This is a genomic window from Marinobacter sp. DSM 26671, from assembly GCF_900112835.1.
Lineage (GTDB): Bacteria > Pseudomonadota > Gammaproteobacteria > Pseudomonadales > Oleiphilaceae > Marinobacter > Marinobacter flavimaris.
Genome location: NZ_FONF01000004.1, coordinates 275,706 through 293,946, shown reverse-complemented (window position 1 = coordinate 293,946; position 18,241 = coordinate 275,706). Strand labels below are relative to the sequence as shown.

Here is an 18,241-nt window from a genome sequence, read left to right as displayed (position 1 = left end):
TGACGGCACAACAACGGCAAGACCTGATGGAAGTAATCGAAGACCGGCACGGGCGAGGCTCAACGCTCATCGCGAGCCAGTTACCAACCGAACACTGGCACGACTACATCGGCTCCGCCACGCTCGCCGACGCCATCCTGGATCGGCTCCTACACGGCGCTCACCGACTCAATCTGAAGGGGGAATCACTGCGAAAAGCGAAAACACAAAAACCGGAATCGGTTGACCCATCGTGACCGCTCAGAGTACAAAACTCACTCCAGCGTGATGGCCGTGTGCAAATCGGTCACGATCCCCGGAATGACCGGTCACGTTCGCCGGAATACGCAGTTCCTCCTAATGAGTTCAAATATCCTTTCATTCCATGGAAATCGAAAGTTGCCTTTCAATTACCTGAACTCACCCTACTAGGAATTCCTGCCCTACCGGGTTAAACCCGGACTAAGATCCCGTAATCCGCAATTAACCTCGAAAAAAACAACAACTTTGACTTATTGAGGGGTATTAGAATCTGGCTTGGTTTCACTCTCGTTCTCGGGAGTCTTATATGCAACGACCCGGTCGGGGTCAGACGACTCGGCCCGTTTCATCAGCACCATGCCACCTTCCATCAGCAATGATTTGAGCCTGGGATCCTTCTGCTCTGCGATACCCACTGCGAACGCCATCAACGCGGCCTCCAGGGGATTGGCTTTGATCAGATTGCGAATGGCATCGATACCTAAACCTGATTGCGCCTCTACCCCTTTTTGCCGTTTTCTGGAGGAAACCGGCCGTGTCAGGCGGTAGAAGACAAGCGCAAGGAAGAGAATGCAATCAGAACTGGCTGAGCCATAACACCACATTGGTGACTTCTTTGCGGAATTTAGCCGCCACGAATATCAGGCGCTAGGAACTGCTCAGATTCGCGGAGTAGCCGCCGTACTTCAGCGCCTGCCAGACCACATAACGATCGGATGTCATCCAGCTTCTTTTCGATAATGACCAGGTTGCCGTCTTTGTCGAGAACAAGTGAATCTCGGCGTCCACGGGTATCTTCAAAACCGTCGAACTCTTTCTGGATAATCGGAAGCTCTTCGCCGAAGGCTTCGGGAGCGTTTTCGAGCCATTCCTGACAGTGATTTCGCTCTAAAATCTTGCATTCTGAGAAGTTACCGCCATTGGTGTTATGCGGTTGGCTTCTGAGTCAATTTTGTACATTTGTTACTTCTGAGCCAAAAAGTCCGCCAATAAACGCTGACACAACTTCTTCGGTGAAATCGCCGCACGTGTTGCCCGAATCCCTAGTCAGGTTGGCAATCAGATCCTTACTGAGCAGGCGTCGCAGGACTTTCATCGTTGATTTGTTGGCAATCTGTGCCGTTTCCTTGCCGAGCAACTGAGCGCCCGCAAGTCTCGTATCCCAGCCGTAGGCTTCGAGGATGCTTTCATGCTGCTCGAAAAGCCGGTCCATCTGGCCAGGAATATTTTCATAGTTGGATGCCAGATAAGCGATATCGGCCGCGTCTTTGCGTCTTGTTTGCGCATCTCTTTCGGACCAGGCCACCAGTTTCAGAAGGGCCAATCCCTGAGGACTGGCAACAGGCAACTCCAGCTCTGACTCTGACTCTGACTCTGACTCTGCTGCTATCATCAACCAGTCGGCGTTATTCAGGGCATCCTGAAAACCGACCACGCTCATTTGCACTTCGCCAGAAGGCGGCCATTGAATAACTGAATCGTCACTTTCAACAGCTCCAAAAGGAAGAATGTCGATGGGTGCGCCGTTCGGGCCGTGCAAACGATGAGGGAGATCGGTTTTGGTATAACCTTTGCCAATCAAACTATCGCGGATGCGTTCAAAATCAGCCCAATCCGGGACCTGAACGGCAAGATCGATATCCATTGTTGCCCGTTGAATGGGTGCTCCATAGGCGTGATGCATTACCAGATCACGGGCGGAGGCGCCGACAATGATGAATGGCACATCCTGATCCACGGCGACACACTTGATGGCTCCGTAGGTCTTCAATTGAGTCGGATCAATATTCTTGGAATCGATCTTTAATCTGGGCATAAAGCCGCTCCGCTGCTTCCAGGTTACGCGAGTCGCCGGTCATCAGGAGGTCAGCATAGACAAGAATATCTGGGGCAATCCCAGGAGTTTGGTTTACGTTGAGTGAATCAGCGAGCCAGAATTTCTCGTTGATCTGCAATGTCTCGGACGTATTGGGTGAATTGCCCGGGCTTTTACGAAGCCTATATTCCATCACCAAGCTTTTCAGCTTTTCTCGGGGCAGATAAATAGTCCCCTGGGCAGGCGACAGATAGTTGCCCAGCCGAGAGACGGCAACTTCCCCGCCCCAACACCCACCCAGAAGCTCCGGCCGGATTTTCTTCCACGGCATCGCAGAGGTTGCCTGAAATAGCCCCATGTCCAACTCGGGTAGCAGTTTTTCCGGGTAGGACTCGGCCCAGCGATCAAGCAGCCCCATAGGGTTCTCAAGTGACCTTGCGCCCTTCTTTCCATGTTCTCGAACATAGCCCTTGTCTTTCAGGTCATTCAGAACCCAGCCGATGGCTCCGAGGGAAACACCGCTGACTTCTGCCATTTTTCGATAAGTTTCACCGACCAGATGAGGGTCCATTAGAAAACTGAAAATCAGCTTTAAACCAGATGAATTAAAGGCTCGGGAGGTTTTCCTTGCTGATGCATGAACCGGCCTTTTGCGATTACCTTTTACGAAGATGAAGAATGTCTTTTCGTTCAGATAAGCATTGCCGGCGGCGTCAATGAACTGTGCGCCGGCTTCTCGAAGGCGGTCTGCCATATTCGGGTTTACGTAATCAGCGACCAGCAATGCGGGCGGCGGCATTCGCCGTAGCTGAGCGACAATAGTGCCTATATTCGCCTGCTGCGCCCAGCGCTTCAGCTCAACGCTGTACTGGATGCCCGTATCGCCCAGTGCAAGAATGAGGCCATCAGAGCAGGGCATCACTTCACTCTCGACAGTAGGGTGTAAGTCTAAACCTGTCTCTTGATGGAACGCGCGGATTGCCTGGCTTAGAAATGCGCGCTCGTTGATTGATGGTTTCATAGCCTCTCCAACATTATGTTCACAAAATAGCACTGTTCATTAATAATGAACAAGACTTTTAAGTGAACAAGAGCTCAGGAGCGCTATTGTCTGTCCTCCGGAGAAACAGGCCATAGATTCACATTCTCTCCGGGGGGCCAACTTGGCGCTGCGCCGTCCCTACCTCAATGCTTAGACAACCCCATACAATTGGCATAGAAGGTCGTTGTCGCCGGCCAATCCGAGAAAACCCCAATCACACCTACCTCACGGGCCAGAACATCGATCACGGTGAGCACGTCGCCGTCGTTGTTAATGGCATCGGTCACCGTCTGGTAATACCAGCCGCCGCCCTTTTCCAGCGGACCGCTGCGCTCAACGGTCCAGGCAATCAGGTCCAGGCCGGCTTCGCGCGCATTCTCCGCGTACCGGGACGGAACGATTTGCCTCTGGCTGTCCAGAGTCAGCAGCTTCCAGAGCGCCGGCGCCAGAATGTTCACACCCCTACTTTTAAGGTAAGCCATATAGGTTGCGGACGCGTTCACAAGGGTAGACTCAGATTGGTCGAGGAAGACTGCTTGCCGACCAAATTCCGGCATCTCGTCTACCCAGAAAAGAACGTCCTTCAAATTGAAGGACTGGGGCCAGACGTCTTCCGGCTGCACACCGGCATCGATGTAATCCTGGATCATTTGGCGGGCATAGTCTTGCTGGCTGTAATCCCCCTCAAAGGGCATAGCAACCACCGGTGATTTCAATTCCGGAGTGAACTTCGCGCCCAGAGCCCTGAACAACTCGATGCTCTCCTGATGAGTCATCAAGGTGCCCCGGCTGGAGTAGAGATCAGTGCGCCAGTCTGCGGTGCCAGCCAGGTATTCCTCCGGCGTGGTTGCCATTGGGTTGTGGGCATCCATCTTGCCCTCCAGTGACTTGAACTCGGCCAGAGTGATATCGCTGGTGCGACACTCGGCCTGTGCCGGCGTGCCCGTGGCAGGATCGGCGGGCACAAAAGGCTGGGTACACTTGGCGTTCAATGCAGGGACGGCAACGATATTGGTGGTGGTATGAAGGTCGTCCTGGGCATGTCGGCAAACCAGTTCCCGATCCCTGGTGAAGGCGACATCACATTCCAGAATACCCGCACCCATGCGCGCTGCCGCAATGTAGGATTCACGGGTATGTTCGGGAAACTGCAGGGGCGCGCCACGATGGCCGATGGAGAAATCCGTTTTCTCGACAGTGTCGGTATTGCAGGCTTGCAGGCGCTCTTTGAGCGGACTGTCGTCCATTGCACCAACCAGCCAGAAAGGCCGTGGTCCCAGATGGACCGAGGGCTCCGACTGTTCAGGCGCCAGCGCAATTGATTGCGGGGAGAGCTCTTCAACGGTCGCCGCTTGTACCAGGGAAAGTACCGAGCACAGCACCAGCCCCGAAAGGATCCGTAACATCATAACCTCCTCCTTGTGAGACCGATGATACCCTATCAACAGTCTCCCCAAGGAGGATTACGGCCAATTGACAGCCGATGCTGGATTATCTGGCAGGTTGCCCTCAGCTAGCCGCCGAAGCCTCATACTCGCGAATCATGGCAAACAACTGGTCCTTCAGATTCAGCCGCTTCTTTTTGAGGTTTTCCAGATACTCATCGGAGGTGTTTTCAGCGCCCGTTTCAACGCGATGAACGGCATGGTCCACTTCATGATATTCGTCAAACAGCTTGGCGAAGTGAGTGCTGTTGGTTTTCAAAAGATGAATGGCTTCTTTGGATTCCGGCAGTTCGTGAATCAGATCGTGTTTTTCGAGGGACATTCGCGCAGTCTCCATGACTGTGGGGGATGAGATGTATTTGACTCATTCCAGTGTATGGCTAGCTGCGCTTGCCAGTCTTGACCCCCGTCAAGCGCCAGTGAGCCTGTGCGCTCAATTACCGCGCAGGTTCATCATTCCGGATACGGAGAAAGCTGGCAAAGCGAGGCAGCCCCGTGGCTGTGAGGCCATAGTGCTTGAATGTGATCGTGGTTCCGGGTCTCGGAGGAGACGCTCGCTCGGAATCGCTGAACCCCGTACCAATCCGGAATCGCCTGCCAACGTCCAACTCCACCAGCAGTGACCCCATCAGCCCCTCGTATTTGCCCTTTCCCGGCAGATGATGAACAACCACCGCTTCGGCATCCTGATACTGTTTTACTTTCAGTAGATCATCGGAGCGCCCACTTCGGTAATGACTGGACCCCAGCTTCAACATCAAACCCTCTGCGCCGCCGTCGACGATCTTATCCAAACGCTGCATCAGTTTCTCATGGGTGCTCGCCCGTTGCTGATCGACAAGCGCCATGTAGGGTGATTCAACCTCTTGGATTAATACACGCAGCCGGGCCAAACGTTGGTCGAAGGTTGCCTCCTTATCCGGAAGATCAAACACCATGAACCGAATCCGCCGCCAATCGTTGTCATCGGGCACCACCTGACGCACCGCCCCTGACAATTCCGCAAAACGGCCCCGCCCCATCCAGAGCTCACCGTCCAGGGGACGTGCCGGAAACCCTCTGGTGAACCAACCGGGTGCCCGATACTCATGACCGCCACGGGAAAGAAATCGCTCGCCAGTCCAGTATGCTCGCACCCCGTCGAGCTTTTCACTGACCCAGTAGCCGTCCAGCGGCATGCCCTTTTGATACACGTTGGCGAGTGTCAGCTCGGGCTGTTTCGCTACCGCCACGGGGGAAAACAGAAGGGAAATCAGCACCGGCAGCGCGGCGCTGAACAATCGAAACGGCATGGCAATTCCTTTGCTCTCAGTTGCTTTTTCCTACAGAGGTCAGACTTTCCTTTCCGCCCCTGGTCAGCATCCGCGTATTAGTCGTTTCCGCAGGTGCTCCTCACCTTTTCCCGGAAATCCTCACGAATACGGGTATTCTCGGCCTCATTGACATAAATCCGCTCGCCCTGATCGTTGATGTTGTAGAAGGTCGAAACGCTGGCAAGAAACTTGAGGCGCGCCCGAAGCTTTCTGCACAGCTCGGCTTGCTTCTCCGCCTTCTCCTCGGCTTTGGCATTGGCAGCCTGCCGCGTCTCACGCTCTTCCTGCTGCTGCTCCAGAAACTCGGTCATCTTCTGATGCCGCTCCCGGGCTCCCGCATCCACGCTGGCCGGGGCGGCCTTTACCGTAACTTCACTTGATGCTGCCTGAGCTGGTGGACGGTCCCCGAAATGGGTCTGACCGTTGGCATCGACCCATTTGTAGACGCCGGCGTTTGTGGAGAGGGGAATAAGGCAGAGGAGCATTAGAGCGATTTTTACAGACACCGCGAATTCCTTTTCAATGGCTAGTAGTAATTGGCTTTACCGAAAATGGCTTCAATTTCCTTCGGCCATTTGTATTTAAAGGGGGTAAAATTCCACCAAATAATACTCGGAACAAATAAAATGACCCCCAAACACTCAACAATTTTGATCCCAATTGATTTCTTTTTCAGATCCTCTTTATAGAAATCGTAATTAACCCAGGCAAGATTATCGAAGTCCTCTCTAGTGGTTCCTTCATCATAATACCTGACAATAAAATTCCATTTCTGGTAAATACGTTCTTCTTTAAAACCGGAAGATATTTTTTTCCGCTGCAGGGGCATCTTTGGGGGCTTTCCACAAAAGTAATGCTTTTCCCGCATAAAAAGGTGGGCGTAGTACTGTCGTTCCCATACAACCCCGGAGCCTAAATATTGCCAGTTGTAAGAAAAGGTCACTTCCAATTCGTCCCAAGGAATCCGGTAGAACGTCCCTCTATGCCCTACGTAAACAAATCCTTCCTTTCGGTCGATCCGGACGGGCAACGTGAGGGGAAGAAAAATTTCGAACACATAGACGGCCACCCAGACTGGCCCAAAAGCAATCAACATCGCAAACAGTGCTTTTGAATAAAAAAAGCTAATAACCCAACCCAATACCATAACAATAATCATGAAAATATTGATGATTGCTGGCAAGCCTGAGCGAAGAGACATTAAGGCAGTGCGAATGTCCACGAAACGTTCACCGATGCAGGCAAAACTGTGCTCCATCTTTTCCGACGAATCGGACACCCCCCTCACTTTTCGTGCCGGCGGACTAGCAAGCCGCGCTCCGTGGGTTCGGTACAGCTTCTTTTCCAGTTGTTGTTCCAGGTTCGTGTCCGGAAAATCACACTTCAAAGGCAAGTCTTTCATCGATACCCAGTTCCTCTACATCGTTGTTATCCAGAATGACTCTAAGCCCGTTTTCACCCGTTACGCTCCTGCCGTCTTTCTCATACTCGATCAGCATTTCGAGCTGTTCCCAATTGTCGTGATTGTAGTGCGTGAACCGATACATTAAGCCCTGCGAAGTGGAGTCTATCCTCGCTGTTCTATTAAACAGATCTGTGATTTCCCTCGACTCGTTCTCCACTAACCAGTTTCTATTAGCCACGAAAAGCTTGATGGAGACAGCGCAGTTACCTTCAATGTAACCTGGAAAATACACGATGAGACTGGTGAATTCTGATAGAACTCGCTGCTCACCCTGTTGGGTTACCGCCCAATGCTTGGGCATGTACTCAGTTATCTTTACCAGGGGGGAGAACAGCAAATAGTAGAATCCATCCAGTTCCGCTTCGAAATATCGCCTGACATCGACACCCTCACCCTGAGAAACAATGGTTCGGCTATCTTCCAGAAGCTCTGCGCTTGATGGCCTGGATTGCTCATCCCAGTACCGCAATGTAGGCGCGTTACCCCAGAATGACAGTGAAATGAAATCCTCGATCCTAGATCGGGCTATATATAGCTGTACCATACTGATGACGAAAGAGATCGCGACCAGTACTGAACCCACCACAAGCACAACGGGTAAACCCGCCCCGGTAACGGCGCCCGCTACTGCCAAAGACGCCAGGTAAGTGATGCCGATACTCAGCCCAATCTGGACCCCGGATAGCGACGCCATTGCGTAATGGCCTGTGTTCAGAGCCTTGTGGCTCGTCCAGCCTTCCAGACCTATTGACAGTATGACACCGACGTAAGGAAGGGGCTTTATGCTGATTCTCGCAAGACTCACCGTAATATCTGCGACCTTGCTAACAAACCTTAGCCCATTAAAAGCCACCGAAACCCTGGCACCAGCCGCAGAGAGACTTGCCCCCAAGGCTCTGGCATATTCCTCCTTGACTAATACTCCACTGAGATTAACAACGCCCTCGCCGACGCTCCATAGGCCGGACAAAACAGCCCCCCACCGGTCAATAGCTGTCCTATCGCCAATCATCACGTCCTTCCGAGTCTTATCCAACCCAGAAAACAGGTTTGCCAGATTAATCGCGTGGAAGAAAGTCACGGCGCCGATGAACTTGCCCCTATTCTGCTTGATGCTTTCAACTACCGGGTCCAGACGGGTATGAAGCCAGCCAAAGGGGTTGTCCTTGAAGTCCGGGGTCAGGTGGAATACGTCGATCAGTGCCCTGTTCAGGTAGGCCCTGATACGTGCATCCGCCATTCCGGCGGCCAGGGGTGTCATTGCAAGTTCTGAGAGATTATGGCCGGCCCCTTCCAATGATTTACGGTGGACCTCGTGGAGCAAGTCGGCCGCGGTATTCAATGTTATTCCGTGTCGGTGGACATCAATGCCATAACGTCGCTGGACGGCCCTGGTCCACTTTCTCCACTGCGGCCAAGTTTGAGGGTCTTTCGCCCAGGTGCCCATCTTGGCAGCGGGAGCGGCAAATTCCAGCATCAGAGTATCGGTGGCGGTGCTCACCTGCACATAGGCAGGCATATCGAAGATACTATCCACGATCTTTAGGCTGCCATAGTCAAAGCCGGGCAGGCCTTTCAGTTTTTCGGTCATGCCGTTGGTAGCAGATGCGAGGAACAGGACGGTTTTTAACATGTTCCCAACCGTACCCGCGTCGCCCTCATCAGCAGCTAACCAATTTTCAGAGTCTTCCTTACCTTTCTCCGAACTGACGTAGCCATCCAATATATCTGCCAGTTCCTGCTCAACCGCCTTGAACCCTTCGGCGCAGTAACAGTCGTTGAGCTCCAGCTTCCTGGCCAGTTGGTCAGAATCAATCCATCGCTTCCAATCATCGAATACCAATGTTCGAGCGTGGTCATACTTTTCAAGCTGCTTGTGGTAGCTTTCGACGAATGCGTCTTTTTCCTCTGAACGAACTCGTTCTTTAAGTTCCTCAGCAGTTTCCTGCTGGTCCTCAGGCGATTCCTTTTTGCCAGCCTCACGGGCAATGAGCGCATCTACCATCTGGGCGGTTGTATAGGCGTATGCGTTCTCCTCGGCATAGTTCGTAATCAGATTCACATAAAGAGCATGCAATTGACTCAAATCAGATGTGATACCGATTTCGTCTTCAAGAGCAACGCAGTAAGAAAATTCAGTTTCTTTTTTGCATTGGCCCTGCAAATCCGATTCACCGATTCCATGCATTAAGGTGGTCAGACTCCATTCAAAATCCAACGGTTCTGATCGAAAATCTTCAACCACCTCGCTTATCGCTTCAGTTTCACTGATATTAACGGCCTCACCTCTTCCAGGTAGGCTTCGCAAGTCGAACGGCTGCATGTGCTCTTCGCGAATTTCCGCATCCGTGCGTACAAGTTCCTGCAAACGGGAAGTCCATCGATGCTGCACAAACTTAAGAAAAACTTTTCCTTCCGCAGGGTGATGTAAGGCGGGCAAAGCGCTTTCTGCGTCCACAGCGGAAAAAAGAACCGAGTTGAACCCCGGCTGCACTTCTGTCAACTCGCCTTGTTCGTCAACACGATACTCATGCAGCGTTCCGAATACTTCGGAGAACATATACACCCAACCGGGCGTTAGTTTTCGTACACAGTAATGCGTGGTTTCAAGCGCAACGGTGGGCGGTCGGAAGTGAGGGGGCAGCGCTACTTCTTCCTGACTGATCGCCCAACGTACCGGATACAACGCAACGGTTTTGAACTGGAGCGGGCACATCTGTGCCGCTGAGTCTATGTCATCAGCACCCTGTATAAACGCTGAGCTGTTAGCGCTACCCATGAACCAGTCCCTCCGTTGACTTTTTCTCGGCGAATTCTGCAATTCGCGCTATGGCTTTGCCTGGCGCTGCGGAATTCTCTTTCCACAGAAGCTGTACTTCACTGTCGTCGAATGCCTGGTGTCCAAGCCAGCCAATCGTATTGATAAACAGCGCAATATCTCGGGTACTACAGAGTCCCCGCGCTTTCGCCGCATCGACTAAAGCAGAGACCATCCCCCAATCCTTCCCATCTGTATCCGTTTTCTGAAGCAAATGGGGAAAGTAGTTTGCAACGTGAAGTTCGAGTTTCCTGAGGGCCGTCCGTTCCGCCGCTCTTTCCATGGCAACCTGGTGTTCCTCACGAATGCTTAACCTCTCAGCCTGCCGCTCACTACTGGGCTGATCATTATGAAAATAGTCCCACCCACCAGTGCGGCGATCCTGAATGGCGAACAGGCTACAAGGCCCCATCAATCGCCTCACACTTTCACCTGATGAATCCAGCTTCAACAGGTGCCGCGCGATTTCAGGATCATAAAACCGGAAAACAACCTCATCTCCCGTGACCAACCTCGCCATAAGCAATCCACGCAAGTGGTGCATGACCTCTTCGAAGTGGCATTCAGCCCGCAATAAGATGGCAACACCCTGATGTTTCCAATCATTGAAGCATTTAAGTGTCAGCGAGCTATCTATTCCCGTTTCAACCAGCCACGGTGAAATTTCCAATAGGTCGGCAAGCTCCGTTTGCCTGTAGAGCGCATCACAATGAGGTGTTTCGATCTCACGATAAATAACTTGGGGCAGATTATTTACTTTGGCGCCATCAATAAGAATGAACGTCTTCCCCTCACCGGGAAGTTCAGCCAGATGCCCCATCAGATCGCACCTTGTGATTCTGATGAGCAGACCTGGCAAATTCCCTTACCCTGATTCGCGGCATTCTTGATGGCGCGCATCTGGTCGGACTTGGCCATCGGTCTTTGCTGTGTCTCCGGCAGGGCCACCGGCGCAACAGCCCCCCCATTCTTCTCCACCAACCCCGGCATATCCGGCACCTGCACCCTCTGCCCACTCCCCTTACCCGGGGCCCCTCCAGCATTAAGTTTGATCGTCGCCCCAGCCATAGCCACACCGCTGGGGTCGATCTTCACGAAGCTGCCACCGGCATTGAGGGTGATTTCCGCACCGGCTTCAATAACGGCTTTCTGGCCGGCCTTGATATGCAATTCGGTGCCAGAGTCGGTTAGCCAGGCCGTGCCGGCTTTCAGGTGCAACGTACCAGTGACGTTGAAACTGCGGTCTTTGCCGTTTTTCTCCCGTTTTTCACCGTTCACCGTGGCGTGGCCACTGCCTTTTATGTGGGCCTTGCGGTCGTTGCCCACGGTCAGGTGGCAATCGTTCCTAATGACTTCAGTGCGGTTGTTCTCCGTGATCAGAGCTAGGTCTTTCTGGGCGTGAACGTAGATCTGTTCTTCGCCGGCTTCGTCTTCAAACCGAAGCTCGTTACTGCCCTCGCCCTTGTGGGTTTTGGTTTTCAGGGTGGTGCGGGTTTTGTGTTCCGGCAGCGAATACGGCGGTGTGTTGGTGGCGTGCCAGGTCCGGCCGGTGATGATCGGCTGGTCCGGGTCGCCGTCCAGGAAGGAAACGATCACTTCATGGCCGATCCTCGGCAGTGCGGTGAAACCATACTGGCCGCCGGCCCAACCCTGGCTGACTCGGAGCCAGGCACTGCTGTGTTGATCATTTAACGCATAGCGATCCCAGGGAAAGCGCACTTTCACCCGGCCGTATTGGTCGCAATGAATTTCTTCGCCTTCCGGGCCGGTCACCATGGCCATCTGGGGTCCGTCCATCAATGGTTTGTGCTCACACACGGGCCGCCAGCTACGGTCTGCGGGGATGGCGGTAAAGTGGTTGCCGTAGCGTGTCGGTTCGCTGCCACCCTCTTCTTCCAGGGCCTGGGGTTGTGAGCCAGTATGGGTGATCGCTGTGAGAAGCCAGTCGCGGTTCACAGCCTCGTTGTCGTGGTCGGTCAGGAGCACCCTGGCCCCAGGTGCAAACTCCGGGCGATTGCTCTCGCCAAAGGCTGTGCTGGCATCGCTGCGCAGCGCCGCAAGCCTGGCTTCAGTGAACGGCCGACCACTGGCATCCTGTTTGAATCGGCCGGGGTAGTCGTAGTGCTGGTAATCCTCCCGGTGGACGAGCTTATCGCCAGACTGCTCATGCATCAGGGCATAGGCCGGGTTTTTGAAGGTGTAATCCTTCATGGCGACCGAAGCAGGGCGCACCCGTTCCCGGTACGCGAACCGGAACACACAGGGCGTTCGGGTGCTGCCCCCTGCTTTGCCGTTGTAAGGGACGGCTTCGAGCCGTGGCGAATCGCGATGATGATCGGCAAAAACCAGGGCCGGTGGCTCCTGACCATCGAGGCTGCCGTGCTGGTAGCGGTAGTGCCAGCCTTCTTCGGCAGCCAGACGTTCAACAAAGGCCAGATCACTTTCCCGATGCTGGACGCAGTATTCCCGCTCCTCGGGGCGGCGTTCAAGGTCGAAGACGGTATCGACAATCCCCCGCTCCTCCAGCAGGGTACGCACAATCTCATCCGTGCCGCGGTTCTGGAAAATACGGCTGTTGTGCATCAGCGCCAGGCGCCAGAGCGGTGGTTGGAAAACCAGTTGGTAGCGGGTACGCCGATGGCCGGATTCGCCGCGGGCAAATTCGCTGACGACGCCGGTAAAACGGCGCAGCGGGGTCCCGTCCCGCCAGATCACGAGATCTATCGGTTGCTCCAGAACGCTGGAGGCGCCAACAGACGAGTCAGTGCTGGCTAGGTCAAGACGTCCATGCAACAGCTCCGACAGTCGCTCTGTCAGCGCAAAGCCAACAACGGAAAAGTGATCAGAGGAGAATTCGCCAATGGTGGCGGTGAATTGCAGTCCGCTTGCCTGGGGCATGTCTTCGGTCCCTGAAGAAAAATAAAGTCCGGGCTTTCGCACCATCCTGTGCGAAGGCCCAGCCCTGATAAGAACATCCTGCTCTCATCAGGGCGGCCCTGTTTTAGTGGCAGAGTTTAATACAAGCTGCGGGGTATGCGGTACCCCGCCAGTAGTTGCTGTGTGAACGGGTTGGTATTGCTGGCCGCATGGAGGCGATAACGCATCTCACCGTCGTCGACCCGGAACCGCACATCCACCGCGCTACTGCTCACGCCGGTAATCTCGGCGCTATCGAGCAGTCGGAACAGCGCCCAGGGGCCGCTTTCCGAGAGGCTGCGCGGCGAACGATTCACCTGGACCGGCACCAGGGTAATACGGCTCTCCACAGAGTCCCGAAGGGTATTCGGCCAGACCAGCGGAATGCTTTGGCGCGGGCCGTGGCTGAACTCCACCAGCTGGCCGTCCACGTTAACCACGCTGCGGCGTTTGTTGGCTGAGAGATTGAGCGGTTCCAGGGCAAACTCCACATCCAGGGAACCACCCCGGGTAAAGTAGGCCCTGCGGATTCGGTCGGCATTTTCCAGGGAAGTCAGTACCGCTCCGCGCACCAGGCCGGCACGTCGAGCATCGCCCACCTGTTCCGGGTGATCCTCGAGGAACAGTTTCAGGTTGTCCTGATAGAAGGCGTCCAAAACCCCGCCCGGGGAAAAGAAGCGTTCGAAGTCCTGCAGTGCAACATCCCGCCCTGAATCCGGATTAAACGGGTAGTGTCGGGCCAGATTCTGCTGGAAAGGCTGATATACCTCGCGATACCACTCACGCTCCAGCTGCGCCACTGCCTGGTCCAGAACTACTCGCCAGCTTTCCGTGGCCAACCGGGTCAGAAGCCGGTTTAGAGGCTCCGGCTGATTATCGGCCATGCGCTGCAGGGTGAAGATCGGGTCGGCACCCTGCAGGCCCATGCGGGCCCGGGCAGCAGCCAACGCAGCCTTGCCCTTGTCTGGCGCTTCCTGGATGTTGCGCATGTACTCGTGAAGTTCCCCGACCACCAGCATGATCTGCTCAAGCCCGGTTGCCTGATCTCCATTTTCCCGGGTCAACTGGTTGAGCTCCGCAAACTGGCGTTCAATATCCTGCAGCATGCGGAAATGGGGTGACTGCTCCAGAAGCTCACGAGCTGCGGCATTCTCCCCTTCTGCCGAAGGAACAAGACGCGTGTTATGGCTAACCTGCCTGAGCAGGCTTGCCAGGGGCTCGTGGCCGCTGGTCAGGCTCTCGAGAATGCGTACGCCGTGGTTCAGGTCCTCAAACCGCTGAATATCGATGCGGCTCAAGGCAGTACGCCAGGCCTCGGCGTAGTGCTCAGCATAGAGGGTCTGCAAACTGGCCAGCAGCCTGGCTTCATCCGCATTGCTAAAATCGACGTTGTCCCGGCGGCCCAACACCCAGGCGTCTACCAGGGCCAGCTCCGTTACCGAGCCGGACTTGCGCAGGAACCACTTCTCAAGCCCCTCCCGCGTCAGCAACGCGGGGATAGTCAATGGGTCTTCCTCGACCGCTGCCCCAGATTGGGATGGCTCGCCATACCCATCCACCCGAGTGAACACCGTGCTGAATGCCGGCCCGGATGCCCGGGCCAGTTCCAACGGTGCCCGAAATTCCTGTTCTGCTTCAATTTCCAGATCCTTATAGACCCGGTCTGGCGTAGCAATCCGACCAAGCTCATGTTGTGCCCACTCGACGCTGCTACGAAACGGCGCCAAAGTCATATCGGCAACTGCATCCCCTTGGCGAGTGAGCTGTGCCAGATCGGTATGCGCCATGGCATAGTCCAGATGACCCAGTAGCCGCTGCTGCAGTTCACTCTGGCCGGGGAACGCCTCCTGCCAATGGTGCTGCATGTAGCGGGTAACAATATCGTCGCGACGACCACTGGCGTCATACAACATGCGCAACACCCGCAGGTGCTCCAGACGCTCAGTGCTGTTGTCCGGCGCCTGGCCCATCTCGGCCATCACACCGAACATCAGGGCTGGCAAATACTGGTATGCCAGCATATCCAGATAGGATTCTTCTACTTCCGGGCCAACCTCATGGCCACGGTACAGGCCCATATCACTGAATAACGGCCAGTTCCGGCGATAATCGCCAAAGGCCAGGGTCGCCTCACGAAGTTCATCCAGCGGGCCGAGCAAATTCCGTCCGGTGTTATCCGGTTCAAAGCCCACCGGCTGCCAGTTATCGATGAACCCCTTAACACGGGTTTCCACGGCGGTCGCGGCCTCTGCATTCTTGATAAAGAAATGCTGCCAGCCGGCGGTCATACCCGCACCGGCACAAATGGCCACCACGGCGGCCACGGCCAGCCGCCGTTGGCGGGACTGAATCACCCGTCGGTTATCACCGGCCAGGCCCGCCTCCGGATAGATGATCTGGGGGAACAGTGCCCGGGTAAACAGGGCAGCGGACTGCCCTGTCCGTTGAGCAGGCTGAATGGGTCCGGCAATCTGATAGTTGGCGGCAGCTGCTGAGACAAAGGCATCCTCCGGAACGCCCTCCTGCAACACCGAGGTGAAGTAGGTGCCGCGAACCATCGCAGGTGTCGAGAACACATCCGCAGACAGCAAATCGGTCAGGAATTGCTCCAGAACAGGCTTGAGGCCAGCAAGCTGGCGAGTAAAAGAGTAGGCTGCTGCCCGCTCCTCGGCGTCCCGGGTATTGGCCAGAACATCCGGCAAGCGATCGGTAAGCCGCACAACCATGGCGGTGTATCGGTCCGCGAACTGGTGCAGCCAATCGTCGTTGTCCATCTGGCCTTCGAGGCTGAAGGTAAAGCCAAGAGCCTGTTCCTTCTCCTGCTTGCTCAAGGTCCGCACGAGCGGGCCAAAACCGTAGAGCAGGTCCATCTTGGTGAAAGTGACATAAACGGGCAGGCGGGAGCCGATTTGCTCCATCAGTTCCCTCAGGCGCGTCCGTAACAGGATGGCACGGTCCCGCCTCTGGCCGGGGTCTGCCACGCTGAGACTGGCCACATCAATGGCCAGCACCACACCATTGAGGGGGCGTTGCGGGCGATTTCGCTCAAGCCAGGCAATGAAATGATTCCAAAGACGTTGCTGGATCTCCGCACCGGCACCCTCACCCTGACTCTGGCTCAGCAGTTCACCATCCGGATCGATAAGGACACCCTCATCGCCAATCCACCAGTCAAAACCGAAGGCATTGCGATCCACCCGATTGTTGCGGGTTACGTTGGTGAGCGTGTAGGTCTGCCCGGAGCGTTGAATCAGGCTGGTCTTGCCAGCATCCTCCAGGCCCATCACCAGGTACCAAGGCAGCCGGTAAATGCCTTTGCGGCCGGGGAGGTTGCTTTTCAGGGCCGCCAGCTGGCGATCCAGCAGGCGCTGCTGCTTGCGCTCCATCGGCAGAATCGGATCTTCCTGTTCCTTCTGCACTTCGGCCTGCTGGACATTCACCTTGCGCAGGCGGCGCGCCAGCACCATGCCCCACATCATCGCGACCACAAGGACAACGCCCAGGGTTACGAGGGCCCGCATCTGCCAGGCCGCCAATGGAAACTCACCACTCAGCTCCCAGCGGGGCCCCAGCCACCAGGTGGCCACCAGCAAGGCGATAACGCCCAGTGTCAGCGTGACCGGGGCTGCATTTTTAAGGTATGGCAAAAGCCAGCGACAGATGAGTAAAGCTTTTCTCCACATGGTTTCCATTCCTGCTGTGATTCCTTGGTGTGCTCCGGGGATCAGCCCAGCTTTTCAAGCTGCCTGATCAGGGCTGGCTCCCAGTCCTCGAGAGCCAGCCCGCGAACCTGCGTTTGCAGATCCTGGACCTGCTGCGCGGCCAACGATTTAAGGCCTGCGTCTTTCATTAAACGGGCGCTGGCAAGACGCCAGTAAAAGCGGTCTCTTGGTTCTCTCGCTTCTGCCAGCCCGTCCTCCAGAAGTTGCATCCCGGCAGCCAGTTCCTTTTGTGAAACAAAATCCCGAGCTTTGTCATAAGCCTGCTCCCAGGCGTTGGCGCTGCCGGCGGAACCACTAGTCGCCGGCGCGGACCAGAGCCACTCTTCCGCCTCGCAGGAGAGGAACGGCGTGCCATCGTTGAAGGTGAGCTCCGGCAACTGGGTAAGCCGCTCAACAAACTCCTTTGCAGACACACGGATGGCTTCAGCACAAGCATGATGGCCCAGGGCTGTCGCTACCCGGGCACTCAACCAATGGCCGTCGAGCCAGAACGGACTGACGGACAAGCTCTGCTCGATTTTCTGCCACAACGCCAGGTCGGCGGACTTTTCCAGGGCTTCCCGATAGTCGGCCACACGATCGGCACTGACGGCGGCAAGATCGGTACGCTTTCCATCCCGTGTCGGCGGTACCGTGGTGATGTTCTGCCAGATGGCGTAACGGCGAATCTGGTAACCCAGAGGCTGGTCCGGCCCGGTTTCGGTGAGCATGTCCGCGACTTTCAGAAGACTCTGCCGGGTTGCTCGCTCATCGCCCGGGTCCAGGGTGAGTGCCCCAAGGGAAGCCTTCGACGATGCGGGTTTCTGCTCTGGCATTTCCGTTCCAGAATCCTGGTTGACCGATCCTGCCGGCGAACGGGGTTCGGGGGCTGCCGTGGCGTCGCTCACCCTGGGAAGCTTTTCAACCGCCCGTTTAAGATCCTGCAGTGACTCCTCGGGTAACTCCCGGCCAGTGGCCTGGTCCATCAATCTGGCCAGAAGTTCAAGGCAGAACGCCCGACCGTCGCCAACACTGCCATCAAACGCCAGGGCGTCGACGCCTTTGCCGGCGCGCTGGAGCATCTGGGTGAACATCATCTTGCGTGCCCGCTTGCCCGTCTCTCCAGGGTAGGGCCAGGCCTGCTCCCACCATTCGTCCAGCACCCGGTGCAGCAGGTACAGGGATAGGGCGAACCGTTCACCATCACCACCGCGTTGCAGGGCGACCAGAAGAAAACCGAGCACTTTCAGATCCTTGCTGCGGTCCGAGAGAATCGTCAGGGCATCGCTTTCAACCTTGCTCCAGTCGATGTCGGTATGGGCCAGAGAGCCCACCTTCATGATCTCGTTTTCCAGAGACTCGAGCGTTGCATCGTCTCCGAGTGCCTCGCCGACACCGGAATCGCCGGGCAATGGTGAGACAACCTGTTCAACGTAGGGATGTTGCTCAATGATCTGCATGTTGCTGTCCTGAATCGCTGTGTTC

Annotated in this window: 14 protein-coding genes; 1 reads left to right on the top strand and 13 read right to left on the bottom strand. The window is 55.5% G+C overall.

Features of this window, described 5'->3' with window-relative positions; translation table 11 throughout:
* On the top strand, positions 1 to 236 hold a 236-nt coding region (locus BM035_RS06785), incomplete at its 5' end, for an ATP-binding protein (RefSeq protein WP_217646320.1).
* 255 nt (positions 237 to 491) lie between these two features.
* On the opposite strand, the gene BM035_RS06780 is transcribed toward BM035_RS06785, so the two are convergent.
* The 13 genes from BM035_RS06780 to tssA all read right to left on the bottom strand — a co-directional run bounded on the left by BM035_RS06780 (position 492) and on the right by tssA (position 18,216).
* The gene (locus BM035_RS06780; RefSeq protein WP_008175757.1) at positions 492 to 845 is read right to left on the bottom strand and encodes a hypothetical protein; all 354 of its coding nucleotides are present in this window, start codon (positions 843 to 845) and stop codon (positions 492 to 494) included.
* A 341-nt stretch (positions 846 to 1,186) separates the two neighbouring features.
* Positions 1,187 to 2,056 carry a nucleotidyl transferase AbiEii/AbiGii toxin family protein gene (locus tag BM035_RS06775; RefSeq protein WP_008175754.1) on the bottom strand — a complete coding sequence of 290 codons (870 nt, stop codon included), beginning with the start codon at positions 2,054 to 2,056 and terminating at the stop codon, positions 1,187 to 1,189.
* On the bottom strand, positions 2,022 to 3,077 hold the full coding sequence (locus tag BM035_RS06770) for a type IV toxin-antitoxin system AbiEi family antitoxin (protein WP_241956217.1): 1,056 nt from the start codon (positions 3,075 to 3,077) through the stop codon (positions 2,022 to 2,024). The genes BM035_RS06775 and BM035_RS06770 overlap by 35 nt, the downstream gene beginning before the upstream one ends.
* 164 nt (positions 3,078 to 3,241) lie before the next feature.
* Positions 3,242 to 4,507 carry a glycerophosphodiester phosphodiesterase family protein gene (locus BM035_RS06765; RefSeq protein ID WP_008175750.1) on the bottom strand — a complete coding sequence of 422 codons (1,266 nt, stop codon included), beginning with the start codon at positions 4,505 to 4,507 and terminating at the stop codon, positions 3,242 to 3,244.
* A gap of 100 nt (positions 4,508 to 4,607) precedes the next feature.
* Positions 4,608 to 4,865 carry a YdcH family protein gene (locus tag BM035_RS06760; RefSeq protein ID WP_008175748.1) on the bottom strand — a complete coding sequence of 86 codons (258 nt, stop codon included), beginning with the start codon at positions 4,863 to 4,865 and terminating at the stop codon, positions 4,608 to 4,610.
* A 115-nt stretch (positions 4,866 to 4,980) separates the two neighbouring features.
* Positions 4,981 to 5,835: a DNA ligase gene (locus tag BM035_RS06755; protein ID WP_092030822.1), complete on the bottom strand. Its 855-nt coding sequence runs from the start codon at positions 5,833 to 5,835 to the stop codon at positions 4,981 to 4,983.
* 77 nt (positions 5,836 to 5,912) lie between these two features.
* A complete protein-coding gene (locus tag BM035_RS06750) occupies positions 5,913 to 6,362 on the bottom strand; it encodes a DUF4124 domain-containing protein (protein WP_227497864.1) in 450 nt (149 codons plus the stop codon).
* Positions 6,363 to 6,382: 20 nt separating this feature from the next.
* On the bottom strand, positions 6,383 to 7,258 hold the full coding sequence (locus BM035_RS06745; protein WP_008175742.1) for a hypothetical protein: 876 nt from the start codon (positions 7,256 to 7,258) through the stop codon (positions 6,383 to 6,385).
* Complete coding sequence (locus BM035_RS06740; RefSeq protein WP_092030820.1) at positions 7,233 to 10,100, bottom strand: toxin VasX; 2,868 nt, start codon at positions 10,098 to 10,100, stop codon at positions 7,233 to 7,235. The genes BM035_RS06745 and BM035_RS06740 overlap by 26 nt, the downstream gene beginning before the upstream one ends.
* Positions 10,093 to 10,959 carry a DUF4123 domain-containing protein gene (locus BM035_RS06735; protein ID WP_092030818.1) on the bottom strand — a complete coding sequence of 289 codons (867 nt, stop codon included), beginning with the start codon at positions 10,957 to 10,959 and terminating at the stop codon, positions 10,093 to 10,095. Before BM035_RS06735 ends, BM035_RS06740 begins: the two co-directional genes overlap by 8 nt.
* On the bottom strand, positions 10,959 to 13,037 hold the full coding sequence (locus BM035_RS06730) for a type VI secretion system Vgr family protein (RefSeq protein WP_092030840.1): 2,079 nt from the start codon (positions 13,035 to 13,037) through the stop codon (positions 10,959 to 10,961). Before BM035_RS06730 ends, BM035_RS06735 begins: the two co-directional genes overlap by 1 nt.
* 116 nt (positions 13,038 to 13,153) lie before the next feature.
* Entirely contained in the window at positions 13,154 to 16,747 is a 3,594-nt protein-coding gene (tssM, locus tag BM035_RS06725) for a type VI secretion system membrane subunit TssM (RefSeq protein WP_092030817.1), read from the bottom strand.
* Positions 16,748 to 16,779: 32 nt separating this feature from the next.
* Positions 16,780 to 18,216 (bottom strand): type VI secretion system protein TssA, encoded by a 1,437-nt coding sequence (tssA, locus tag BM035_RS06720; protein WP_092030815.1) that lies wholly within the window; start codon positions 18,214 to 18,216, stop codon positions 16,780 to 16,782.
* Positions 18,217 to 18,241: the final 25 nt, after the last annotated feature.